Genomic DNA, 18,827 nt, shown 5'->3' on the forward strand with positions numbered 1-18,827 from the left:
CCATGAAGACCCCCTACTGGTTCCCGCAGAGCTTCTTCGCCCGCACCCTGTGGCTGGTGCTGATCGTGGTGCTGTTTTCCAAGGCGCTGACCCTGGTCTACCTGATGATGAACGAGGACGTGCTGGTCGACCGCCAGTACAGCCACGGCGCCGCCCTGACCCTGCGCGCCTATTGGGCGGCGGATCCGCAGAACCGCCAGACCATCGCCGCGGCCGCCGGGCTCAAGCGGGTGCCGCACAGCGCGGTGCCGGCCAGCGAGCAGCACTGGCCGTACAGCGAGATATTCGAGCGGCAGATGCAGGCCGAGCTGGGCGTCGGCACCGAGGTGCGGGTGCGGGTGCAGAGCCCGCCGGCGCTCTGGGTGCGCGCCCCGGCGCTGGGCAAGGACTGGCTGCAGGTGCCCATGTACCCGCACCCGCTGCGCGGTCAGCGGATCTGGAGCGTGCTCGGCTGGTTCCTCGGCATCGGCCTGTTGTCCACCGCGGCGGCCTGGATATTCGTGCGCCAGTTGAGCGCCCCCCTCAAACGCCTGGTGTTCGCCGCCCGGCAGATCGGCAAGGGTCGTAGCGTACGCCTGCCGGTCAGCGACACGCCGAGCGAGATGACCGAGGTCTACCGCGCCTTCAACCAGATGGCCGAGGACGTCGAACAGGCTGCCCGTGAACGCGAGCTGATGCTGGCCGGAGTGTCCCACGACCTGCGTACGCCGCTGACCCGCCTGCGTCTGTCGCTGGAGCTGCTGAATAGCGACGCCGAGCTGACCGAGGACATGGTCCGCGATATCGAAGACATGGATGCGATCCTCGACCAGTTCCTCGCCTTCATCCGCGACGGCCGCGACGAGCCATTGGAGCCGCTCGATCTGGGCGAGCTGATCCGCGAGGTGGTGGCGCCCTACAACCAGCAACGCGAGCTGGTGCGCCTGTGTCTGGAGCCGGTACCGCTGTTTCCCCTGCGGCGGGTGTCGATCAAGCGTCTGCTGGTCAACCTGATCGAGAATGCCCTGCGTTATGGCGGCAATGGCGTGGAGGTCGCGGTCTCGGTGTCCGGCGATCACAGCGCGCCCTATGTGGTGCTCAGTGTGCTCGACCGCGGCGAGGGCATCGCCCCGGGTGAGCTGGACAGCATCTTCAACCCGTTCATTCGCGGCGACCGCGCCCGCGGTGGCCAGGGCGCGGGGCTCGGCCTGGCGATCGTCAAGCGTATCGCCGCCCTGCATGGCGGCAGCGTCGAGTTGCGCAATCGCTCCGGCGGAGGCCTGGAGGCGCGGGTGTGCCTGCCGCTGGGCCTGCTGCTGCCCCGCGATGCGGTATAGCGTCAGGCACTCCCGTCATCGCCCGGGTTCGGGGCGCTAGCGGTCTAACCGGCGCTATTGGGCCTGGTTCACGGCATTGATCTGGCCGGCCAACCACGGCTAACCTGCCGCTGTTGCGCTGAGCTATGCTGACTCGGCGCACTGACACGAGGTCCACATGCCTGCCGCTCCCGATCGCCTGCCCGCATGGACCTGGTGGCTGCCGCTGCCGCTGTTTCATCTGGCGACCTGGCTATCTTTGGCAACCCAGTTCAGCGAAGGGGCGGCGATCTGGTACATGCCGTTCGCCCTGGGCCTGGTGTTCTGCCTCTGGTGGGGGCCGCGGGTGCTGCCGGCACTCTACTGCAACGCCCTGCTCAGCGTGCCCCTGTGGGGGCTGGATTGGCAGTGGGCGCCGCTGTACGCCCTGCCGGAGTCCTTGGCGGTAGGCCTGGCCTGGTGGCTGCTGCGGCGCTGCGCATTCGATGTGGCCCTGGTTCATTTCGCTCATCTGCTGCGCTTCATCCTGCTCGGCGTACTGCTGCCCACGGCGCTGATCGCCCTGGGCCTGCAGACCCTGTTGTGGCTGGACGGGCATCTGCCGGCGGGTGACTGGGCGGTGGCCAGCCTCAACCTGTGGCTGGCCGACAGCCTGAGCGTGCTGGCCATCACCACGCCGCTGCTGACCTACCTGAGCCCCTGGCTGCGTCGGCGCGGCTGGTTGCTGGCCAGGCAGCGCGCCGGGGCCGAGCAGGTGCCGGCGGAGTTGCGCCGTCTGCCGCCCTGGCCGTTGCTGCTGGTGTTGCTGCTGGCCTTGCCCGGGCTGCTCGGCTGGCTGCCGCTGACCCTCAACCTACCGCTGATCGGCGTGGTGATGCTCGCGCTGGCCCTGTTCTGGGGCTTCGCCGGGGCCCTCTGCGGCGCCCTGCTGAGCACCTTGATGGTGCTCACCGTGCCCCTGCTGCGCGGGCTCGGCGATATCGCCACCTGGTTCGACCCACAGCGTCTGGAGCTGCACCTGAGCGTGCTGTTGTTCATGCTCGCCAGCCTGCTGGTCGGACGCAGCCTGAGCGATCTGCGCCTGGCCCTGGGGCGCGGTGCACAGACCCAGCAGCAGCTGGCACTGGCCAACCTGGCCCTGGAGGCCAGCCCGCTGGGGGTGACCATCGTCGATGCGCGCCAGGCCGAGCTGCCGCTGATCTACTGCAACCCGGCATTCGAAAGGATTACCGGCTACAGCCGTGAGCAAATACTGGGCAGCGACTGCCGCTTCCTGCTGGGCGACGACCGCCAGCAACAGCAGTTGGCGCGCCTGCAGCAGGCCCTGCGCGAGGGCACCGGTTGCCAGGTGGTGCTGCGCAACTACCGCCAGGACGGCCAGCTGTTCTGGAACGAGCTGACCCTGGCGCCGATGCACGACGCCGAAGGGCTCAGCCACTTCGTCGCCCTGCAGCATGACGTGACGGCTCGCGAGCAGCTGGCCGCCCAGGTGGCGGCGCAGCGCCAGGAACTGCTGCAGCAGAGTCACCTGTTCAGTCAGACCGAGCACATCGCCGATCTCGGTGGCTGGGTGCTGAACCTTTCCGACTACAGCATGTTCTGGAGCAGCGGCTGCTTTCGCATCTACGAGCTGGAGCCGCACACGGAAGCGCCGACTTTCGAGCAGGCGATCGGCTATCTGGATGCCGAAGGGCGCGCCCTGGCCGAGCAGACCCTGAGGCAGTTGATGGACGGGCTCGAGCAGTTCGACATCGAGGTGCGCCTGCTGACCGCCAAGGGCAACCATCGCTGGGTACGGGTCAAGGGCATGGCCGAGCGCGATGGTCGTCAGCTGGTGCGAGTCTATGGCGCGCTGCATGACATCAGTGCGCAGAAGCGCGCCGAGCAGCTGCTGAGCGAGCGCGACGAACGCCTGCGGCTGTTCTTCGAGGCGCCGCTGATCGGCATGGCCCTGACCTCCCCGACCTTTGCCTGGCAGGAGGTCAACTTCAAGCTGTGCAGCATTCTCGGCCGCTCCCGCGAGCAGCTGCAGGCCAGCAGCTGGGCCGAGATCTCCCCGCCCGGCGATCTGGCCGACGAGCAGCTGCTGCTGGATGAGGTACTCGGCGGCATCCGCGAAGGCTACGAGATGGACAAGCGCTTCATCCGCCCGGACGGCTCGCTGGTCTACACCCGCATCAACCTGCGCGCGGTGCGCCATGCCGGCGGCAGGGTCAGCATGTTCCTGCTGCTGGTCGAGGACGTCAGCGCCCGCCGGGTCGCCGATGAGCGCTATCGCATCATGGTCGAGCATGCGCCGGAAGCCATCATGCTGGTGACTCAGCAGGGCGTCATGGTCGACTGCAACGACAATGCCCTGCGCCTGTTCGGCTACCCGCGCGAGCAGCTGCTGGGCAGGACCGTGCAGGAGCTGAGCCCGCCCAAGCAGGCCGATGGCCAGGCCTCGGCGTCGATCGGCCAGCGCTACCTGACGCAGGCGATCGCCGGTGAGGCGCCGGTGTACGAGTGGCTGCACCGCGACAGCGGCGGGCGCCAGATACCCTGCGAAGTGCGCCTGGTGCGCATGCCGGGCGAAGAGCTGCTGATCCGCGGCAGCATCACCGATATTTCCGAACGCCAGCGTTACCAGCGCGAGATCGAACGCCTGGCCTTCAGCGACGAGCTGACCGGCCTGCCCAACCGCCGGCTGCTGCTCGATCGCTTGCAGCATGCGATGGATCGCGAGTTGCGTGAGGGCAGCCTGGGTGCGTTGCTGTTCATCGACCTGGATCATTTCAAGACGGTCAACGACAGCCTCGGCCATCTGGTCGGCGATGGCCTGCTGCGCGAGGTCTCCGGCCGCCTGGCCGGGGAGCTGCGCGCCGAGGACACCCTGGCGCGGATGGGCGGGGACGAGTTCGTGGTGCTGCTCGAGGCGCTCGGCAATGATCCGCAGACCGCCGCCGAGCACGCTGCGGTGACCGCCGAGAAGCTGCTCAGAAGTCTCAAGGGCAGTTGCTTCATCGAGGGACATGAGCTGGCCATCAGCGCCAGTATCGGTATTGCCCTGCATCCGTTCGACGCCCAGGAGGCGGCCGACGTGCTCAAGCAGGCGGATACCGCCATGTACCGGGCCAAGGATGCCGGGCGCAGCGCCCTGCATTTCTTCGCCCCGGAGATGCAGCAGGCCATCGACCAGCGTCTGCAGTTGCAGAGCGAGCTGGGCATGGCCATCGAGCGTTGCCAGCTGCATCTGGTGTTCCAGCCGCAGCTGGCACTGGACGATGGCCGGGTGGTGGGCGCCGAGGTGTTGCTGCGCTGGAGCCATCCGGAGCATGGCGATGTTGCGCCCGGGCAGTTTATCGCCCTGGCCGAGGAAACCGGCCTGATCCAGGAAATCGGCCACTGGGTGCTCGAACAGGCCTGCGCCACCCTGGCGCGCTGGCTGCCGCGCTGGCCGCAGCTGGTGCTGGCGGTCAACCTGAGTCCCCGCGAGTTGCGCCGTGGCGACTGCGTCGAGCGCGTGCGCGCCTGCCTGGCGCGGCACCAGTTGCCGGCCTCGGCGCTGGAGCTGGAAATCACCGAGGGCGTGCTGCTGGAAAACGTCGAGCAGTGCATCGCCAATATGCAGGCGTTGAAAGCCCATGGCGTGCGCTTCGCCATCGACGACTTCGGCACCGGCTACTCGTCGTTGACCTACCTCAAGCGCCTGCCGCTGGACCGGCTGAAGATCGACCGCAGCTTCACCTGGGACATGGAGCGCCAGGCCAATGGCCTGATGCTGGTGCAGACCATCCTGATGATCGCCCATAACCTGGGCCTGGAGTGCGTCGCCGAGGGCATCGAGAACCCGCATCAGTTGCAGCTGCTGCGCGAGCATGGCTGCGCCCTGGGCCAGGGTTACCATTTCAGCAGGCCGCTGGCCGAGGCGCAGTTTTTCCAGTGGGTGGCGCAGCATACCCCGCTGCAGCCCAGCGTCAGCCCGTCGCCCTCGGCCTGAGGCCTAGCCGCGGCCGCGGGTGCGGGTCAGGTTGGGTCGGCCGGTCTTCTCCAGGTACTGGATGACCAGGCCGGCGACGTCCTTGCCGGTGGTGGTCTCGATGCCCTCCAGGCCCGGCGAGGAGTTCACCTCCATCACCAGCGGGCCGTGGTGCGAGCGCAGGATATCCACGCCCGCGACGTTGAGCCCCATCACCCGGGCCGCGCGGATCGCGGTCATGCGTTCCTCCGGGGTGATCTTGATCAGGCTGGCCGAGCCGCCGCGGTGCAGGTTGGAGCGAAACTCGCCGGGCTTGGCCTGGCGCTTGATCGCCGCGATCACCTTGTCGCCGATCACGAAGCAGCGGATATCGGCGCCGCCCGCCTCCTTGATGTACTCCTGGACCATGATGTTCTGCTTGAGGCCCATGAAGGCCTCGATCACCGACTCGGCGGCCTGCTGGGTCTCACACATGACCACGCCGATGCCCTGGGTGCCCTCCAGCAGCTTGATCACCAGCGGTGCGCCGTTGACCATGTGGATCAGGTCGGGAATGTCGTCCGGGGAGTGGGCGAAGCCGGTCACCGGCAGGCCGATGCCCTTGCGCGACAGCAGTTGCAGCGAACGCAGCTTGTCGCGCGAGCGGGTGATCGCCACCGATTCGTTGAGCGGAAACACCCCCATCATCTCGAACTGACGCAGCACCGCGCAGCCGTAGAAGGTCACCGAGGCGCCGATGCGCGGGATCACCGCATCGAAGCCTTCCTGGGGTTCGCCGCGGTAGTGGATCTGTGGCTTGTGGCTGGCGATGTTCATATAGGCCCGCAGGGTGTCGATCACCACCATCTCGTGGCCTCGCTGCTCCCCGGCTTCGACCAGGCGACGAGTGGAATACAGGCGCGGGTTGCGCGATAGCACGGCGATTTTCATGGGGCACCAGGCAGGTCAGCGAGCAGGGGTTTGTCTTGTACATAGGTCAGCGCCGGATTGACCACCAGCTGGCCGTGGATCAGGGCCTTGGAGCCCAGCAGCACGCGGTAGCGCATGGTCTTGCGACAGGTCAGGGTGAACTCCACCGGCCAGGTGCGATCGCCCAGGGTCAGCCGGGTGCGGATCACGTAGCGGCTCTGCACGTGGCCGGTGGAGCTCTTGATGTTCTTCACCGTGACCAGCGGCGCCTCGCAGCGGTGGCGGCGCTGCACCAGGGTGCCGAGGTGGGCGGTAAAGCGCACCCACTGCTCACCGTCGCGCTGGAACGGCTGGATATCGCTGGCGTGCAGGCAGGAGGTGCTGGCACCGGTGTCGATCTTCGCGCGCAGGCCGATCATGCCCAGCTCGGGCAGGTTGATCCATTCGCGCAGGCCGATCACGCTGAGGTGGTCGAAGGTTTTCACGGTTGGCGGACGCCCTCAGGCCGTTGACCCATAGTCCCTGGCATTCTAGTGGTGCGCCGGGACAACTGCATCAGGCAAAATCGCGCTAGAACCAGGGATTTTCATTCGGGAGTACGATGAACGATCACGACGACAAGGTGCGCCTGGACAAGTGGCTGTGGGCCGCGCGCTTCTTCAAGACCCGCGCCCTGGCCAAGGCGGCGATCGAGGGCGGCAAGGTGCATTGCCGCGGCGAGCGCTGCAAGCCGAGCAAGGAGCCGAAGGTCGGCGACCAGTTGGTGATCCGCACCGGCTTCGACGAACGCACCGTGGTGATCCAGGCGCTCTCGGCGGTGCGCCGCGGCGCCCCGGAGGCGCAAGCCCTGTACAGCGAAACCGCCGACAGTATTCTGCGCCGCGAGCAGGCCGCCGCGCAGCGCAAGGCCGGCGCCCTCGGCGTGCAGACCGATGGCCGGCCGAGCAAGAAGCAGCGACGTCAGCTGCACCAGTTCCGCGACGCCCAGGACTGAGTCTTCTCATCGCACCCCGGCGCCTGGCCGGCTAGTCTGTAGCCATGGATCCTCGACCTCAGGAGACGTGCATGGGCATGATGCGTATCAGTCGTCGTCGACTGCTGACCGGGCTGGGCAGCAGTGCGTTGCTGCTGGCCAGTGGCGAGTCGCTGGCCGACCTGCTGGCAACCCCTTTACAGCCGCTCGGGCCTTTCTATCCCGATCGGCTGCCACTGGATCAGGACAACGACCTGCTGCTGGTCGACGGTCGGCAGGGCCAGGCCAGTGGCATCGTGGTGCACCTCTACGGGCGCGTCCTCGATGTCCATGGCGCGCCGCTGGCCGATGCGTTGGTGGAGATCTGGCAGGTCGACGGCAATGGCATCTACCTGCACGGCAAGGACGGCGACCAGGCCAGGCGCGATGCCAACTTCCAGGGCTATGGCCGCTACCTGACCGCCGGCGACGGTCGCTATCGCTTCCGCACCCTGCGTCCGGTGGCTTATCGGGGGCGCGCCCCGCATATTCATTTCGCCGTGACCCTGCCCGGTCGGCCGCGCTTCACCACCCAGTGCTACATCCGCGGCGAACGCTCGAACCAGGGCGACGCCATTCTCAATTCAATCGCCGATCCAAGGGCGCGCGAACGCCTGATCGTGCCCTTCGTGCCATCGGCCGGTGCGGCGGTGGACGAGCAGGTCGCCCGGTTCACTATCGTCCTCGGCCTGACCCCGGCCTCATGAACGTCGCCGACTACCGGGGCGCACTCGGCCGCTCGATCAGCCAGCGGCAATCGCCATGAGAGGGACGTCGCGCAGTCGCTGGATGTGCCTGCTGCTGGCCGGTTGCCTGTGCGCCGCCGTGCAGGCCGAGCCACTGCGCCTGTACACCGAGCAGTATCCGCCGATCAATTACAGCGAGAACGGCCAGCCGACCGGCCTGGCCACCGAGGTGGTGCGCGAGATCATGCGTCGTACCGGGCAGAGTGCGCCGATCAGCGTGGTGCCCTGGGCGCGTGGCTACCAGCAGGCCCAGGTGCGGCCCAATACCGGGCTGTTCGTGACCATGCGCACCGCCGAGCGCGAGCCGCTGTTCAAGTGGGTCGGCCCGCTGGTGCGCAGCGCCACCGGCTTCTATGCCCTGCGCAGCGCCGGCGTGCAGATCGACAGCCTGGCCCAGGCCCGCCAGGCCAGGGCCATAGTGGTGCCGCGCGACTGGTACAGCCATCAATACCTGCGTGCCGCAGGCTTCGCCAACCTGTATCCGGTGGGCGAGCCGTTGCAGATGGTGCGCATGCTCAAGCGTGGGCGGATACAGCTGATGGTGCTGGACAATCTCAGCCTGGCGACCCTGCTCAGGCGGGGCGGCATTGCCGTGGGCGAGGTTGAGCTGGTGTATACCTTCATGCACAGCGACGCCTATATCGCCTTCTCGCCGCAGACCGACGAGGCGCTGATCAACCGCTGGCAGGAGGAACTCGATGACATGAAGGCCGATGGCAGCTTCGCGGCGATCTACCGCAAGTGGTTGCCCAACGAGCCCCTGCCCGGGCCCGCTGCGACGCCGTTGCCCTAGGCGCTCCGGCCCGCCTCAGAGCGGCCAGACCAGCAGCAGCAGGGGCACGCTGACCAGCACCACGAGGATCTCCATCGGCAGCCCCAGGCGCCAGTAGTCGCCGAAGCGAAAGCCGCCCGGGCTGAGGATCAGGGTGTTGTTCTGGTGGCCGATGGGGGTCAGGAACGAGCAGGAGGCGCCTATGGCCACCGCCATCAGCAATGAGTCGGGGTTGACCCCCAGTTGGCTGGCCGCGCTCAGGGCGATCTGACACATCACCGCGGCGGTGGCGGCGTTGTTCATGAAGTCCGAGAGGGTCATGGTCACCACCAGCAGCAGGGTCAGCACTATGACCGGGTTGCCCTGGGCCACGTGCTCCATCAGCAGGCGCGCCAGCAGGTCGGCCGCGCCGCTGCTGGACATGGCGCCGGCCACCGGGATCAGGGCGCCGAGCAGCACCACCACCGGCCAGTCGATGGCCTCGTACACCGCGCGCAGCGGCACCACCCGCATGACCATGTAGGCCAGCACGCCAGCGGCGAAGGCCACCGCGGCCGAGAGCAGGCCAACCGCGGCGGCGGCGACTGCCAGCAGCATGACCGCCAGCGCCAGGCTGGCCCGCGCCGGGTTGGGAATGCTGATGGCGCGGGCGGCCAGGGGCACGCAGGTATAGTCGCTGGCGAACTCGGCGATATCGCCCGGGGCGCCCTGCATCAGCAGCACGTCGGCGCGTTCGATCTCGGTCGAGCGCAGGCGCTTGACCGATCGGTGGCTGTGCCGCGAGATGGCCAGCAGGTTGATGCTGTAGCGGCTGCGCAGGTGGATGCTGCTGGCCGAGCGGCCGATCAGGCGTGAGTCGGGGCGCACCAGCAGTTCCTGCAGCACGCTGTCCTCGTCGCCGTCTTTCTTTTCCACGGGCTTGTCTTCTCGGCTGGCCTTGTCCTGCTTGTCGGCAGCGTCGTCTTCAGCCTTGTCGCTGTCCCGTTTCTCGCGCTCGGCCTCGAGCTTGAGCCCCAGTTTGGCAAGCACATCGCCCAGCGTCTCCGGCTCGGCCTCAATCACCAGCACGTCGTCGGCGCGCAGGATGCGCCTTGGGTTGGGGGCCGACAGGCGCATCTTGTTGCGCACCATGGCGACCACTTGGGCATCGGCCTCATCGAGCATCTGCTCGACCTCGCGCAGGCTCTTGCCCACGGCCTTGGCGCCTTCCTTGACCCGCGCCTCGGTGAGGTAGGTGCCGGTATCGAAACTGGTGACGCTGGCCACCTCGCGGCGGGGCACCAGGCGCCAGCCGAGCAGGGCGATAAAGAGCACGCCGGCGCCAGCCACCGCGACCCCGACCGGACTGAAGTCGAACATGGCGAAGGGCCCGGCGCCGCTCTGGGCGCGGAAGCTGGAGACGATCAGGTTGGGCGGCGTGCCGATCAGGGTGGTCATGCCGCCGAGGATGGTGCCGAAGGCCATCGGCATCAGCACGCGGCCGGGCGGCAGCTCCTGCTTGGCGGCGATCTGCAGGGCGATGGGCATCAGCAGGGCCAGGGCGCCGACGTTGTTCATGAAGGCCGACAGCAGGGCGCCGAGTCCGGTCAAGGCCGCAATCGACAACATGGGCCCGGCGTTGCTGGGCAGGATGCGCTGGGCCAGGGCATTGACCGCACCGGTGCTCTGCAGGCCGTAGCTGAGCACCAGTACGCAGGCGACGGTAATCACCGCCGGGTGGCCGAAGCCGGTGAAGGCCTGCTGTTCCGGCACCAGCCCGGCCAGCACGCAGGCCAGCAACGAGCCGAGGGCGACTATGTCATGGCGCCAGCGCCCCCAGATGAACAGGCCCATGGTGCCCAAGAGAATCGCGAGAATCAGGCCTTGGTCTTGAGTCATGCCAGTTCGGAGTCCTAGAGAGTGCGGCGGGCGCCTACCTTAGCCTAGCGCCAAATCCCCGGCCAATTGCGGTCGGGCGTTCAGACATACTGGGCTGCGGCGTAGCCCGAGGCCCAGGCCCACTGAAAGTTAAAGCCGCCCAGGTGACCGCTGACGTCGAGCACCTCGCCGACGAAATACAGCCCCGGGCTCTTCAGCGACTCCATGGTCTTCGATGAAACCTCACGGGTGTCGACGCCGCCCAGGGTCACCTCGGCGGTGCGGTAGCCCTCGGTGCCGGCGGGCACCAGCTGCCAGTCGGCAAGGCGCTCGGCGATGGCCCTGAGTTCGCCCGGGGTGTACTGCTTCATCGGCTTGCTGACGAACCAGCTGTCGGCCAGCAGGCCGGCCATCTTTTTGGTGAACAGCTCGGCGAGCAGGGTCTTCAGCTCGCTGCTCCCTCGTTCGCGCTGCTGCGTGGCCAGCCACTCGGGCAGGTCGATGTGCGGCAGCAGGTCGATGTGCACGGTGTCGCCGGGCTGCCAGTAGGAGGAAATCTGCAGGATCGCCGGGCCCGACAGGCCGCGGTGGGTGAACAGGATGTTCTCCTTAAAATGCTGGCCGTTGCAGCTGACCAGGCAATCCTCCACCGAGGTGCCGGACAGCTCCGTGCACAGCGTTTTCAACTGCGGGTCGGTGAGGGTGAAGGGCACCAGCCCGGCGCGGGTCGGCAGCACGCTGTGGCCGAACTGCCTGGCCACCTGGTAGCCGAAGCCGCTGGCGCCGAGGGTCGGGATCGACAGGCCACCGGTGGCGATCACCAGCGACTGGCAGGCAAGCTGGCCGGCACTGGTCTGCAGCTGGTAGCCGGCCTGCAGCTTGGCGATCTCCGTCACCGAGGTGTCCAGGTGCAGCGTGACGCCGGCCTCTTCGCACTCGGCCAGGAGCAGGGCGAGGATGTCGCTGGACTTGTTGTCGCAGAACAGCTGGCCGAGCTTCTTCTCGTGGTAGGGCACGCCGTGTTTGGCCACCAGGCCGATGAAGTCCCACTGGCTGTAGCGCGCCAGCGCCGACTTGCAGAAGTGCGGATTCGCCGAGAGGAAGTTGCCCGGCTCGCAGTACAGGTTGGTGAAGTTGCAGCGCCCGCCGCCGGACATCAGGATCTTCTTGCCGGCCTTGTTGGCGTGGTCCAGCAGCAGCACCCGCCTGCCGCGCCCGGCGGCCGTCAGCGCACACATCAAACCGGCGGCGCCGGCGCCGACAATCACCACATCCGTCTGTTGCACAAGCCGCACCCCGAAAAACACCGGCGGCGCCGCCCGCGCGGCGCCAATCAGCGCGCATCTTACCCGAAGGCGCGCAGGCGGTGAGGGCGAGGCGTCGGGTGGAGACGCAAGGGCCGGGGCTGGCGGTGCGGTTCGCCCACCCGGCGGCCGCGTGACTTCAGCTGCACTTCCTGGCCACGATGAACACCGATTCCTTCCCCGGTTGCCACTGACGCTCGACGCTGAAGCCGGCATTGGTCAATAGCGCCACCAGCGCCTGCTTGCTGAGTCGGTTCACATAGGGGGCCAGGCCCAGCCACTGCAGGAGCGCAATGGCCAGGCGCCAGAACAGATTCAGCTCGGCGACCAACGCGGTGCTGGAGACGAAGATGCCATCGGGCTTGAGCAGTTCACGCACCCTGGCAACGGCCGCGTCCGGGTCGTCGAGCAGGTGCAACACGTTGAGTCCCAGCACCGCGTCAAAACTCTCGGCCTCCAGGTCCAGGCTGGTCAGGGTGCCCTGCTGAAAACTGATGTTGGCCAGTCCCGCGCTCCGCGCCTTGCTCCGGGCGATCTCCAGCATCTTGCCGGAGATATCGGTCGCGATGATCTGCCGGACGTGCGCGGCATGGATCATCGCGGTACTGCCGGTGCCGCAGCCGAACTCCAGTACGCGCCAGTCCGGCCGCAAGTACGCCTGGGTGATGGCCAGCTTCTCTTGATAGGTTCGCTCGTCCCGAATCGGGCTTCTGGCGTAACGATGGGCGCTTTTGTCCCAGAACTCCTGCGATCCCTTCACTTGGCTATCCCTCTGTTTGGCCGCCAATGGCCCTTATCTGCCCGCGCCGATCAGGACGCCGGCGCGCGATGCCGTCCATGCACCACTGCTGGGCGATAAGCTTTCCTGCCCAGCTCCGTCTGGTCTGCCGGCGCGAAGCGCTATGCCCATTGCGCAGGCAAAACCTGCCTGCTGCGTACCGGCGAAGCTAGTCAGTGGTTCAGCCGTTGTCCAATCTGCAGCGCATCGGTTACCGCCCTTGGCGATAGCTCAGCGTACTCGCGTGCCAGATAGCGGTTGCCAGGAGTCGGCTTCCGGTGGTTCAGTACGGCTACAACGATAAGACTCGCAGGTTGCTCGGATTCGACGGCCGCGACGAGTCGCCGCCCCTTGACCTTGTGGACAGCCCGCCATGAACGGATTGCGCGTGTGGTTGTTGTTGCTTGCGCTGACACCGCTGGGCCTGGCGGCGCAGCCCCTGCGCCTGGTGGCCAGTCCCTGGCCGCCATTCAACGACCGTACCCTGACCAATAACGGCCTGGCATCGGACCTGGTCAGTACCGCGCTGGCCAAGGCCGGTTATGCCACCGCCTACGCCGAAGTGCCCTGGGCCAGGGCCGTGAAGGGCTTGCGCCAGGGCCGCTACGATGTGCTGATCAACGCCTGGTACAGCGATGAGCGCAAAGCGTTCGGATATTTTTCCCAGTCCTATCTGATCAATCGCATCAGCTTCCTGCGGCGCAAGGGCGCAGCAGTGGACTATCGAGAGCTGGCCGACCTCTATGCCTATCGGATAGCGGTGATGCGCGACTATGCCTACTCCCGCGAGTTCGATGCCGACCCGCTGCTGAGCAAGGTCATTGTCAGCAGTTTCGAGAGCGGCGCGCGCATGGTCTCCGCCGGGCGGCTGGACCTGATGCTGGAGGACGAACTGGTCGCGCGCTATCACCTCGGCCGCGAGTTGAACGATATCCGCGATCGGTTGGAGTTCGTGCCGCAGCCGCTCAGAGAGAACGGTTTGCATATCCTGGTCAGCCTGAATCGTCCCGACCATCGGCGTATCGCCGAGGCCTTCAATCGCACCATCGAAGCGATGCGCGAAGATGGCAGCTATGCGGCGATCTTCGCCCGTCATGGCCTGCAATAGCCGACTTACCTGCAGACGCCAGTCGCGCCGCCACGCGAGCGGCTAGTATTGGTAAACCATTCGCAACGGGTCATTCACCATGAATGTGCTGCGCGCTTGCTGTTGTGTGCTGGCGCTGCTGGGTTGGGGCAGCACCAGCGCCGAGACCTTGCGCCTGGCGGCGAACTTCTGGCCGCCGTTCACCGATGAGTCGGCGCTGAACAACGGGGTCGCCAGCGACCTGGTCACGACCGCGCTGGCACGAGCCGGCTACGCCAGCCAGTACGAGGAAGTGCCCTGGGAGCGCGCGGTGCGTTTTCTGCAGCGGGGCGAGTTCGACGGGCTGGTGGGGGCCTGGTTCAGCGAGGAGCGGGCGCTCTACGGCCACTTCTCCAAGCCCTACCTGATCAACCGGATCCGCCTGTTGCAGCGCAAGGGCCGCGGTATCCAGTTCCGCCGGCTGTCCGACCTCTACCCCTACCGGATCGCGGTGGGACGCGGTTACGCCTATTCCCCCGAGTTCGACAACGATCCGCGCTTGCGCAAGTCCGTGGTCGGCGGTTTCATCAATGCCGCGCGCATGCTCAGTCGCGGCCGAGTGGATCTGACCCTGGAAGACGAGCTGGTCGCCCGCTATTACTTCAGTCGCGAGCTGCGCGATATCCGTGACCAGCTCGAGTTCCTGCCGCAGCCGTTGAGCGAGAGCAGTCTGCATCTGCTGGTCAGGCGCAGCCACCCCGATCACCAGCGGATCGTCGAGGCCTTCGACCAGGCCATCGCGGCCATGCATGCCGACGGCAGCTACGCGGAGATTTTCCGCCGCCACGGCCTGCAGTGAGCGCGGGCTGCAGGCGACTCCTGGCGAGCCCGCGTCGCGGCCCGAGCTAAAGGGTCAGGCTCAGCTGGCCGAGCAGGGCGCCGGGCAGCAGGCTCGAGCCGTTGTGGCGCTCGCGGTAGGTGCGGGTCGACAGGCTCAGCTCGCGCTCACGGGTCAGGCTCTCGAGCTGGCTGCCGAGCAGGCGGTACAGGCTGTCGTCGAAGCGCATGCTCGCCAGTGGCGCCTGGATGTGCCCGTCCTCGACCCAGAAGCAGGCGAAGCGGGTCATGCCGGTGATGCGCGCGGCCGGGCGGTCGGAGTAGTTGAGGTACCACAGGTTGCCGATATACAGACCAGTGCCGAGGCGGGCGAGGATTTCGTCCTGGGTCAGCTCGCCGCCGGCCATGGCCAGCGACTCCGGGCTCTCCCAGGCACTGGCGCCATTGGCCGGCAGGCCGTACTCGGCGGCGCTGCGGGCGCTGACCAGGGGCTCGCCGGGCCGGCCGGCGCGGATCAACTCGAGGTCGCGGCGCGGATAGCCTTCGTCGAAGAAGCCTGGGGTCAGGGCGCCCGTGACCTGTTCCTGCAGGTGCAGCAGCGGGCTGAGGCGGGCCTCGCCACTGTGCAGGCGCTGCAGCGGACAGTCCTTTTCGGCCAGGGCGCGGGCGGAGAAGCCGCCCCAGCCGAGCAGCTCGAGAATCTCCTGCAGCGCGGCCGGCGCCAGGTAGGCGCGGTAGGTGCCAGGCTGCAGGGTGCACACGGGGCGGCCGAGGTAGGCCAGCTGTTCGCGGCCCTGCGCCAGGCGCCGGGCCAGCGCCTCGGCATCCCAGCGCTGGCCGGCGTACTGGGCCTTGAGCGCCTGGCCGTTGGCGTGGAACAGGCTCCAGTCGAAATTGAAGCTGCTCGCCTGGTGCCAGCCGAAGGCCCCCGCCGAGCTGGCGAAGCCGCGGCTGAGCGGGCCGGCGGCGTAGAAGCCGACCAGATCGAGGTCGCCGGCCTCCCGGCCGATCTGTTCGACCAGCGCGGCGCTGTCCGGCAGCGGCTCGAGTTGCACCACCTGGCTGCGCCAGGCGTCGCGATTGAACTGCAGGTAGGGATCGGCCGCCAGCATCGGCAGCAGCTGGCGCAGCTGGTCCAGGGCGTCGGCCAGGCGCCGACGATCCTCCTCGGGCGTGGCGCCTAGGCTGAGCTGCAGCTCGGCGTGGCGCCCGTCGCGGATCAGCCGCAGGCTCAGGCTGGCCTGCTGCACCTGGCCGGCCTGGCGCACCCGCGCCTGGTTGAAGCGGATGAACTCGGAGGATTCGGCGCTGTAGCCGAGGCAGAAGTCCTCGCCGGCGGCCAGGGCGCCGCGCAGCCACTCGGTCAGGGCTTCGAACTGGGCCAGCGGGTCCATCAGGCATCCCCCCCGAACACGTCGACCGCGGCGAACACGCAGGCCGGGGTGGCGTGGCCGACCCGGATCACCTGGTTCGGTTCGCCCTTGCCGCAGTGCGGGGTGCCGAGCACCTCGCGGGTGCCGGCGTCGCCGACCGCCTTGAGCGAGCGCCAGAACCGGCTGGAGGTGCCGCGGTAGTTGGGGTTCTTGACCACCCCGCGCAGCTCGCCGTGCTCGATCAGCTGGCCCCATTCGCAGCCGAACTGGAACTTGTTGCGCGCGTCGTCGATCGACCAGGAGCGGTTGCTGGCCATCAGGATGCCGTGCTCGATGCCGGCGATCAGCTGCGCCAGGCTGTGCTGGCCCGGTTCGATATTGAGGTTGGCCATGCGGTCGATCGGTGGGCGGTTCCAGCTGCAGGCGCGGCTGTTGGCCACCCCCGGCAGGCCGCTGCGCGCCTGTGACAGGGCGCCGCCCAGGGGGCGCAGGAGCACGCCGTCGCGGATCAGGTACTGCTTGCGCGCCGGGCTGCCGTCGTCGTCATGGCCGTAGCTGGCCAGCTCCTCGGGGATGGACGGATCGAAGGTCACGTTGAGCAGCGGCGAGCCGTACTGCAGGCGGCCGAAGTCGCTTGGCTGGACGAAGCTGGTGCCGGCGAAGTTGCGTTCGTCGCCGAGGATGCGGTCCAACTCCAGCGGGTGGCCGATCGATTCGTGCAGTTGCAGGATCATCTGGTCCGGCATCAGCAGCAGCTCGCGCGCACCGCTCGGGGTATTGGGCGCCAGCAGCAGCTGCAGGGCCTGCTCGGCGACCCGAGGCGCAGCGCCGACCAGGCCCAGGCGCTCGATCAGCTCGGCACCGCCCTGCTGGCCGAGGTGGGCGCCGCCGAGGTGGCGGGTCTGGCTGTCCTGGCCGTCGTAGGCGGTGACGCCCAGGTGCGGGTAGACGAAGCGCTGGGCTTGGCGCAGCTGGGCGCCGCTGGTGTTGAGGTAGAGCTGCTCGACCCAGGTCAGCTCGAGGCCGACCCGCCAGCTGACCAGGCGCGGGTCGCGGGGCACGGCGGCAGACTCGGCGGCCAGCAGTTGGTAGCACTCGGCGAGGGTGGGAAACACCTGCTCCAGATTGGGCGACAGGTAGTCGCCGCGAGCGCTGGACGGCGCCAGCTCGGGCAGCTCGAGCAGGGCGCGCGGGGCGATTCGGCGGGCCAGTTCGCAGGCCCGGTCCAGCGCGGCCTGCAGGCCCCGGCGCGACAGGTCGCTGGTCGCCGCGTAGGCCTCGACCCCGGCCAGGCGCACGCTGAGCATGGCACCCTGGTCGCGGCTCAGGCGCGGCGGCTCGGCCACCTGCTTGCGCACCACCAGCTGCTGGTGGTCCTCGCGCACGTAGCGCAGCGACCAGTGCTCGGCGTCGCAGCGCAGGGCGGCGAAGTGCTGCTGGAGCGTGGCGAAGGACTCGAACATGCGCGGATTCCTGTCAGCTCTGCCGCGCGCCGGCGCGAAGGGCCCGGCGGCTGGCGGCGATCGATGGCGTCTGCTTGCATGATTGCGCGAAGCGCGCTGGTGCGACAAGGGCGGACGGATCGCCGCGCGCCGGGCCGCCGGCCGCGGCGTGCGCCCGGCGGCGGCAGCGCTACTGCCAGATGCTCAGGCCGCGGCCCCGGCGCTTGGCCTGGTAGAGGCGCAGGTCGGCCTGGTGCAGCAGGCTCTCGAGGTCCTCGGCGGCGCCGTGATGGATGCCGGCACTGAACGACAAGGGCGGCGCGCCGGTGGCGTAGTGCAGACCGGCGCAGGTGCGGCGCAACTGGTCGAGGGCCGCGGCCAGGGCGGCGCCGTCCAGGGCGCTGAGCAGGGCGAACTCCTCGCCACCGAGGCGACCGAGCAGGGCGTCGGGAAAGGCCGCGGCCAGGGCGCGGGCGAACACCACCAGGGCGCTGTCGCCGCTGGCATGGCCGTGCTCGTCGTTGATCCGCTTGAACAGGTCGAGGTCGAGCATGGCCACGCTGAGCGGCTGGTTGCCACGCTGGGCCCGGCGGATCTGCTCCAGGCCGTGCTCGTAGAAGGCGCGGCGGTTGTTCAGGCCGGTCAGGGCATCGAACTGCGCCGCCTGCTTGAGCGCGCGCATCAGGTCGCGGCGCTCCAGGGTCGAGATCACTCGGCAGTTCAGCTCTTCCGGGCAGAACGGCTTGCGCAGGAAGTCGTCGGCACCGTGCTTGATGAACTTGGCGTTGAGCGAACCCTTGGCGTCGGCCGACAGGCCGATGATGATCAGTTCGTTGCGCTTCATCTGCTGGCGCAGCAGCTTGACCAGCTCGAAGCCGCTGAGGCCCGGCATGCTGTGGTCGACCACCAGCAGGTCGATGTCCGGCTGCTGCTGGAGGATGCGCAGGGTCTCGTCGCCGTCGCAGGCATCGATCAGCTGGAAGCGGTGCGGCGCGAGCACATGGCGGATGTAATGGCGGGTGGCATCGGAATCCTCGGCGATGAGGATCTTCACCTGGCTGTTGCTTTCCAGGCGGTGCAGCAGGCGGAAGGCGTATTCGTAGGAGTGCTGGCTTTCCTTGAGCACGTAGTCGACCACGCCCTTGAGCAGCAACTCGTCGCGCCGCTGCTCGTTATAGGAGCCGCTGAGGACGATGCACGGCAGGCGGTAGCGCATCACCAGGTCGACGCTCTCGCCGTGCGGCGCGTCGGGCAGGTGCAGGTCGACGATGGCGGCGAAGAACAGCTCGGCGGAAGTCTCCAGCATCACCTCGGCCTCGGCCAGCGAGGCGCAGAACAACGGCTGCAGGTCGGGCTCCTGGCGGAACAGGTGTTCGAGGATCTTCAGCACCAGCGGACTGTCTTCGATGACCAGAATATTGCGCACGGGATGCCCCTGTTCTTGTTACACCGCCGCTTCCAGTTACGGCATGGGTTGG

Annotated in this window: 15 protein-coding genes; 7 read left to right on the plus strand and 8 right to left on the minus strand. The window is 67.9% G+C overall.

Going from position 1 to position 18,827, the window contains the following annotated elements; all coding sequences use genetic code 11:
- Nucleotides 1–2: 2 nt before the first annotated feature.
- Together AB5S05_RS12330 and AB5S05_RS12335 are read left to right on the plus strand one after the other, a co-directional pair.
- Nucleotides 3–1,316, plus strand: a complete 1,314-nt coding sequence (locus AB5S05_RS12330; protein WP_369287824.1) for an ATP-binding protein — start codon at nt 3–5, stop codon at nt 1,314–1,316.
- A 157-nt stretch (nt 1,317–1,473) separates the two neighbouring features.
- Nucleotides 1,474–5,274, plus strand: coding sequence for a bifunctional diguanylate cyclase/phosphodiesterase (locus AB5S05_RS12335; protein WP_369287825.1), 3,801 nt, complete (start codon nt 1,474–1,476; stop codon nt 5,272–5,274).
- A gap of 3 nt (nt 5,275–5,277) precedes the next feature.
- Here the strand turns inward: AB5S05_RS12335 and rimK are convergent, their stop codons facing one another.
- Both rimK and rimB read right to left on the minus strand, forming a co-directional pair.
- Nucleotides 5,278–6,183: a 30S ribosomal protein S6--L-glutamate ligase gene (gene rimK, locus AB5S05_RS12340; RefSeq protein WP_369287826.1), complete on the minus strand. Its 906-nt coding sequence runs from the start codon at nt 6,181–6,183 to the stop codon at nt 5,278–5,280.
- Nucleotides 6,180–6,647, minus strand: a complete 468-nt coding sequence (gene rimB, locus AB5S05_RS12345; RefSeq protein WP_438943575.1) for a retropepsin-like aspartic endopeptidase RimB — start codon at nt 6,645–6,647, stop codon at nt 6,180–6,182. The genes rimK and rimB overlap by 4 nt, the downstream gene beginning before the upstream one ends.
- Nucleotides 6,648–6,763: 116 nt before the next feature.
- Between rimB and AB5S05_RS12350 the strand changes: the two genes are divergently transcribed.
- From AB5S05_RS12350 to AB5S05_RS12360, 3 genes are all read left to right on the plus strand, one after another.
- The gene (locus AB5S05_RS12350) at nt 6,764–7,156 is read left to right on the plus strand and encodes an RNA-binding S4 domain-containing protein (RefSeq protein WP_369287827.1); all 393 of its coding nucleotides are present in this window, start codon (nt 6,764–6,766) and stop codon (nt 7,154–7,156) included.
- A 71-nt stretch (nt 7,157–7,227) separates the two neighbouring features.
- Entirely contained in the window at nt 7,228–7,881 is a 654-nt protein-coding gene (locus AB5S05_RS12355) for a dioxygenase family protein (protein WP_369287828.1), read from the plus strand.
- A 55-nt stretch (nt 7,882–7,936) separates the two neighbouring features.
- The gene (locus AB5S05_RS12360) at nt 7,937–8,713 is read left to right on the plus strand and encodes a substrate-binding periplasmic protein (RefSeq protein ID WP_369287829.1); all 777 of its coding nucleotides are present in this window, start codon (nt 7,937–7,939) and stop codon (nt 8,711–8,713) included.
- A 15-nt stretch (nt 8,714–8,728) separates the two neighbouring features.
- Here AB5S05_RS12360 and AB5S05_RS12365 read toward each other — a convergent pair whose 3' ends face one another.
- The 3 genes from AB5S05_RS12365 to AB5S05_RS12375 all read right to left on the minus strand — a co-directional run bounded on the left by AB5S05_RS12365 (nt 8,729) and on the right by AB5S05_RS12375 (nt 12,613).
- A complete protein-coding gene (locus AB5S05_RS12365; protein ID WP_369287830.1) occupies nt 8,729–10,570 on the minus strand; it encodes an SLC13 family permease in 1,842 nt (613 codons plus the stop codon).
- Between the two features lie 80 nt (nt 10,571–10,650).
- Entirely contained in the window at nt 10,651–11,835 is a 1,185-nt protein-coding gene (locus AB5S05_RS12370; RefSeq protein ID WP_369287831.1) for a BaiN/RdsA family NAD(P)/FAD-dependent oxidoreductase, read from the minus strand.
- Nucleotides 11,836–11,992: 157 nt separating this feature from the next.
- Nucleotides 11,993–12,613, minus strand: coding sequence for a class I SAM-dependent methyltransferase (locus AB5S05_RS12375; protein WP_369287832.1), 621 nt, complete (start codon nt 12,611–12,613; stop codon nt 11,993–11,995).
- A gap of 391 nt (nt 12,614–13,004) precedes the next feature.
- Here AB5S05_RS12375 and AB5S05_RS12380 point away from each other — a divergent pair, with 391 nt between their 5' ends.
- Complete coding sequence (locus AB5S05_RS12380) at nt 13,005–13,739, plus strand: substrate-binding periplasmic protein (RefSeq protein WP_369287833.1); 735 nt, start codon at nt 13,005–13,007, stop codon at nt 13,737–13,739.
- Between the two features lie 79 nt (nt 13,740–13,818).
- Complete coding sequence (locus tag AB5S05_RS12385) at nt 13,819–14,556, plus strand: substrate-binding periplasmic protein (protein WP_369287834.1); 738 nt, start codon at nt 13,819–13,821, stop codon at nt 14,554–14,556.
- 46 nt (nt 14,557–14,602) lie between these two features.
- On the opposite strand, the gene AB5S05_RS12390 is transcribed toward AB5S05_RS12385, so the two are convergent.
- The 3 genes from AB5S05_RS12390 to AB5S05_RS12400 all read right to left on the minus strand — a co-directional run bounded on the left by AB5S05_RS12390 (nt 14,603) and on the right by AB5S05_RS12400 (nt 18,775).
- On the minus strand, nt 14,603–15,928 hold the full coding sequence (locus AB5S05_RS12390) for a TldD/PmbA family protein (protein WP_369287835.1): 1,326 nt from the start codon (nt 15,926–15,928) through the stop codon (nt 14,603–14,605).
- Entirely contained in the window at nt 15,928–17,370 is a 1,443-nt protein-coding gene (locus AB5S05_RS12395) for a TldD/PmbA family protein (protein WP_369287836.1), read from the minus strand. Before AB5S05_RS12395 ends, AB5S05_RS12390 begins: the two co-directional genes overlap by 1 nt.
- A 169-nt stretch (nt 17,371–17,539) precedes the next feature.
- Nucleotides 17,540–18,775: a diguanylate cyclase domain-containing protein gene (locus AB5S05_RS12400; protein WP_369287837.1), complete on the minus strand. Its 1,236-nt coding sequence runs from the start codon at nt 18,773–18,775 to the stop codon at nt 17,540–17,542.
- Nucleotides 18,776–18,827 lie beyond the last annotated feature (52 nt).

Origin of the sequence: Pseudomonas zhanjiangensis (genome assembly GCF_041027545.1) — a bacterium.
Taxonomy (GTDB): Bacteria; Pseudomonadota; Gammaproteobacteria; order Pseudomonadales; family Pseudomonadaceae; genus Aquipseudomonas; species Aquipseudomonas zhanjiangensis.

Bases quoted from the DNA above. Each gene is read 5' to 3' on its own strand.
- AB5S05_RS12330 (WP_369287824.1), top strand. From the start codon at position 3: ATGAAGACCCCCTACTGGTTCCCGCAGAGCTTCTTCGCCCGCACCCTG.
- AB5S05_RS12335 (WP_369287825.1), top strand. From the start codon at position 1,474: ATGCCTGCCGCTCCCGATCGCCTGCCCGCATGGACCTGGTGGCTGCCG.
- rimK (WP_369287826.1), bottom strand. From the start codon at position 6,183: ATGAAAATCGCCGTGCTATCGCGCAACCCGCGCCTGTATTCCACTCGT.
- AB5S05_RS12350 (WP_369287827.1), top strand. From the start codon at position 6,764: ATGAACGATCACGACGACAAGGTGCGCCTGGACAAGTGGCTGTGGGCC.
- AB5S05_RS12355 (WP_369287828.1), top strand. From the start codon at position 7,228: ATGGGCATGATGCGTATCAGTCGTCGTCGACTGCTGACCGGGCTGGGC.
- AB5S05_RS12360 (WP_369287829.1), top strand. From the start codon at position 7,937: ATGAGAGGGACGTCGCGCAGTCGCTGGATGTGCCTGCTGCTGGCCGGT.
- AB5S05_RS12365 (WP_369287830.1), bottom strand. From the start codon at position 10,570: ATGACTCAAGACCAAGGCCTGATTCTCGCGATTCTCTTGGGCACCATG.
- AB5S05_RS12380 (WP_369287833.1), top strand. From the start codon at position 13,005: ATGAACGGATTGCGCGTGTGGTTGTTGTTGCTTGCGCTGACACCGCTG.
- AB5S05_RS12385 (WP_369287834.1), top strand. From the start codon at position 13,819: ATGAATGTGCTGCGCGCTTGCTGTTGTGTGCTGGCGCTGCTGGGTTGG.
- AB5S05_RS12390 (WP_369287835.1), bottom strand. From the start codon at position 15,928: ATGGACCCGCTGGCCCAGTTCGAAGCCCTGACCGAGTGGCTGCGCGGC.
- AB5S05_RS12395 (WP_369287836.1), bottom strand. From the start codon at position 17,370: ATGTTCGAGTCCTTCGCCACGCTCCAGCAGCACTTCGCCGCCCTGCGC.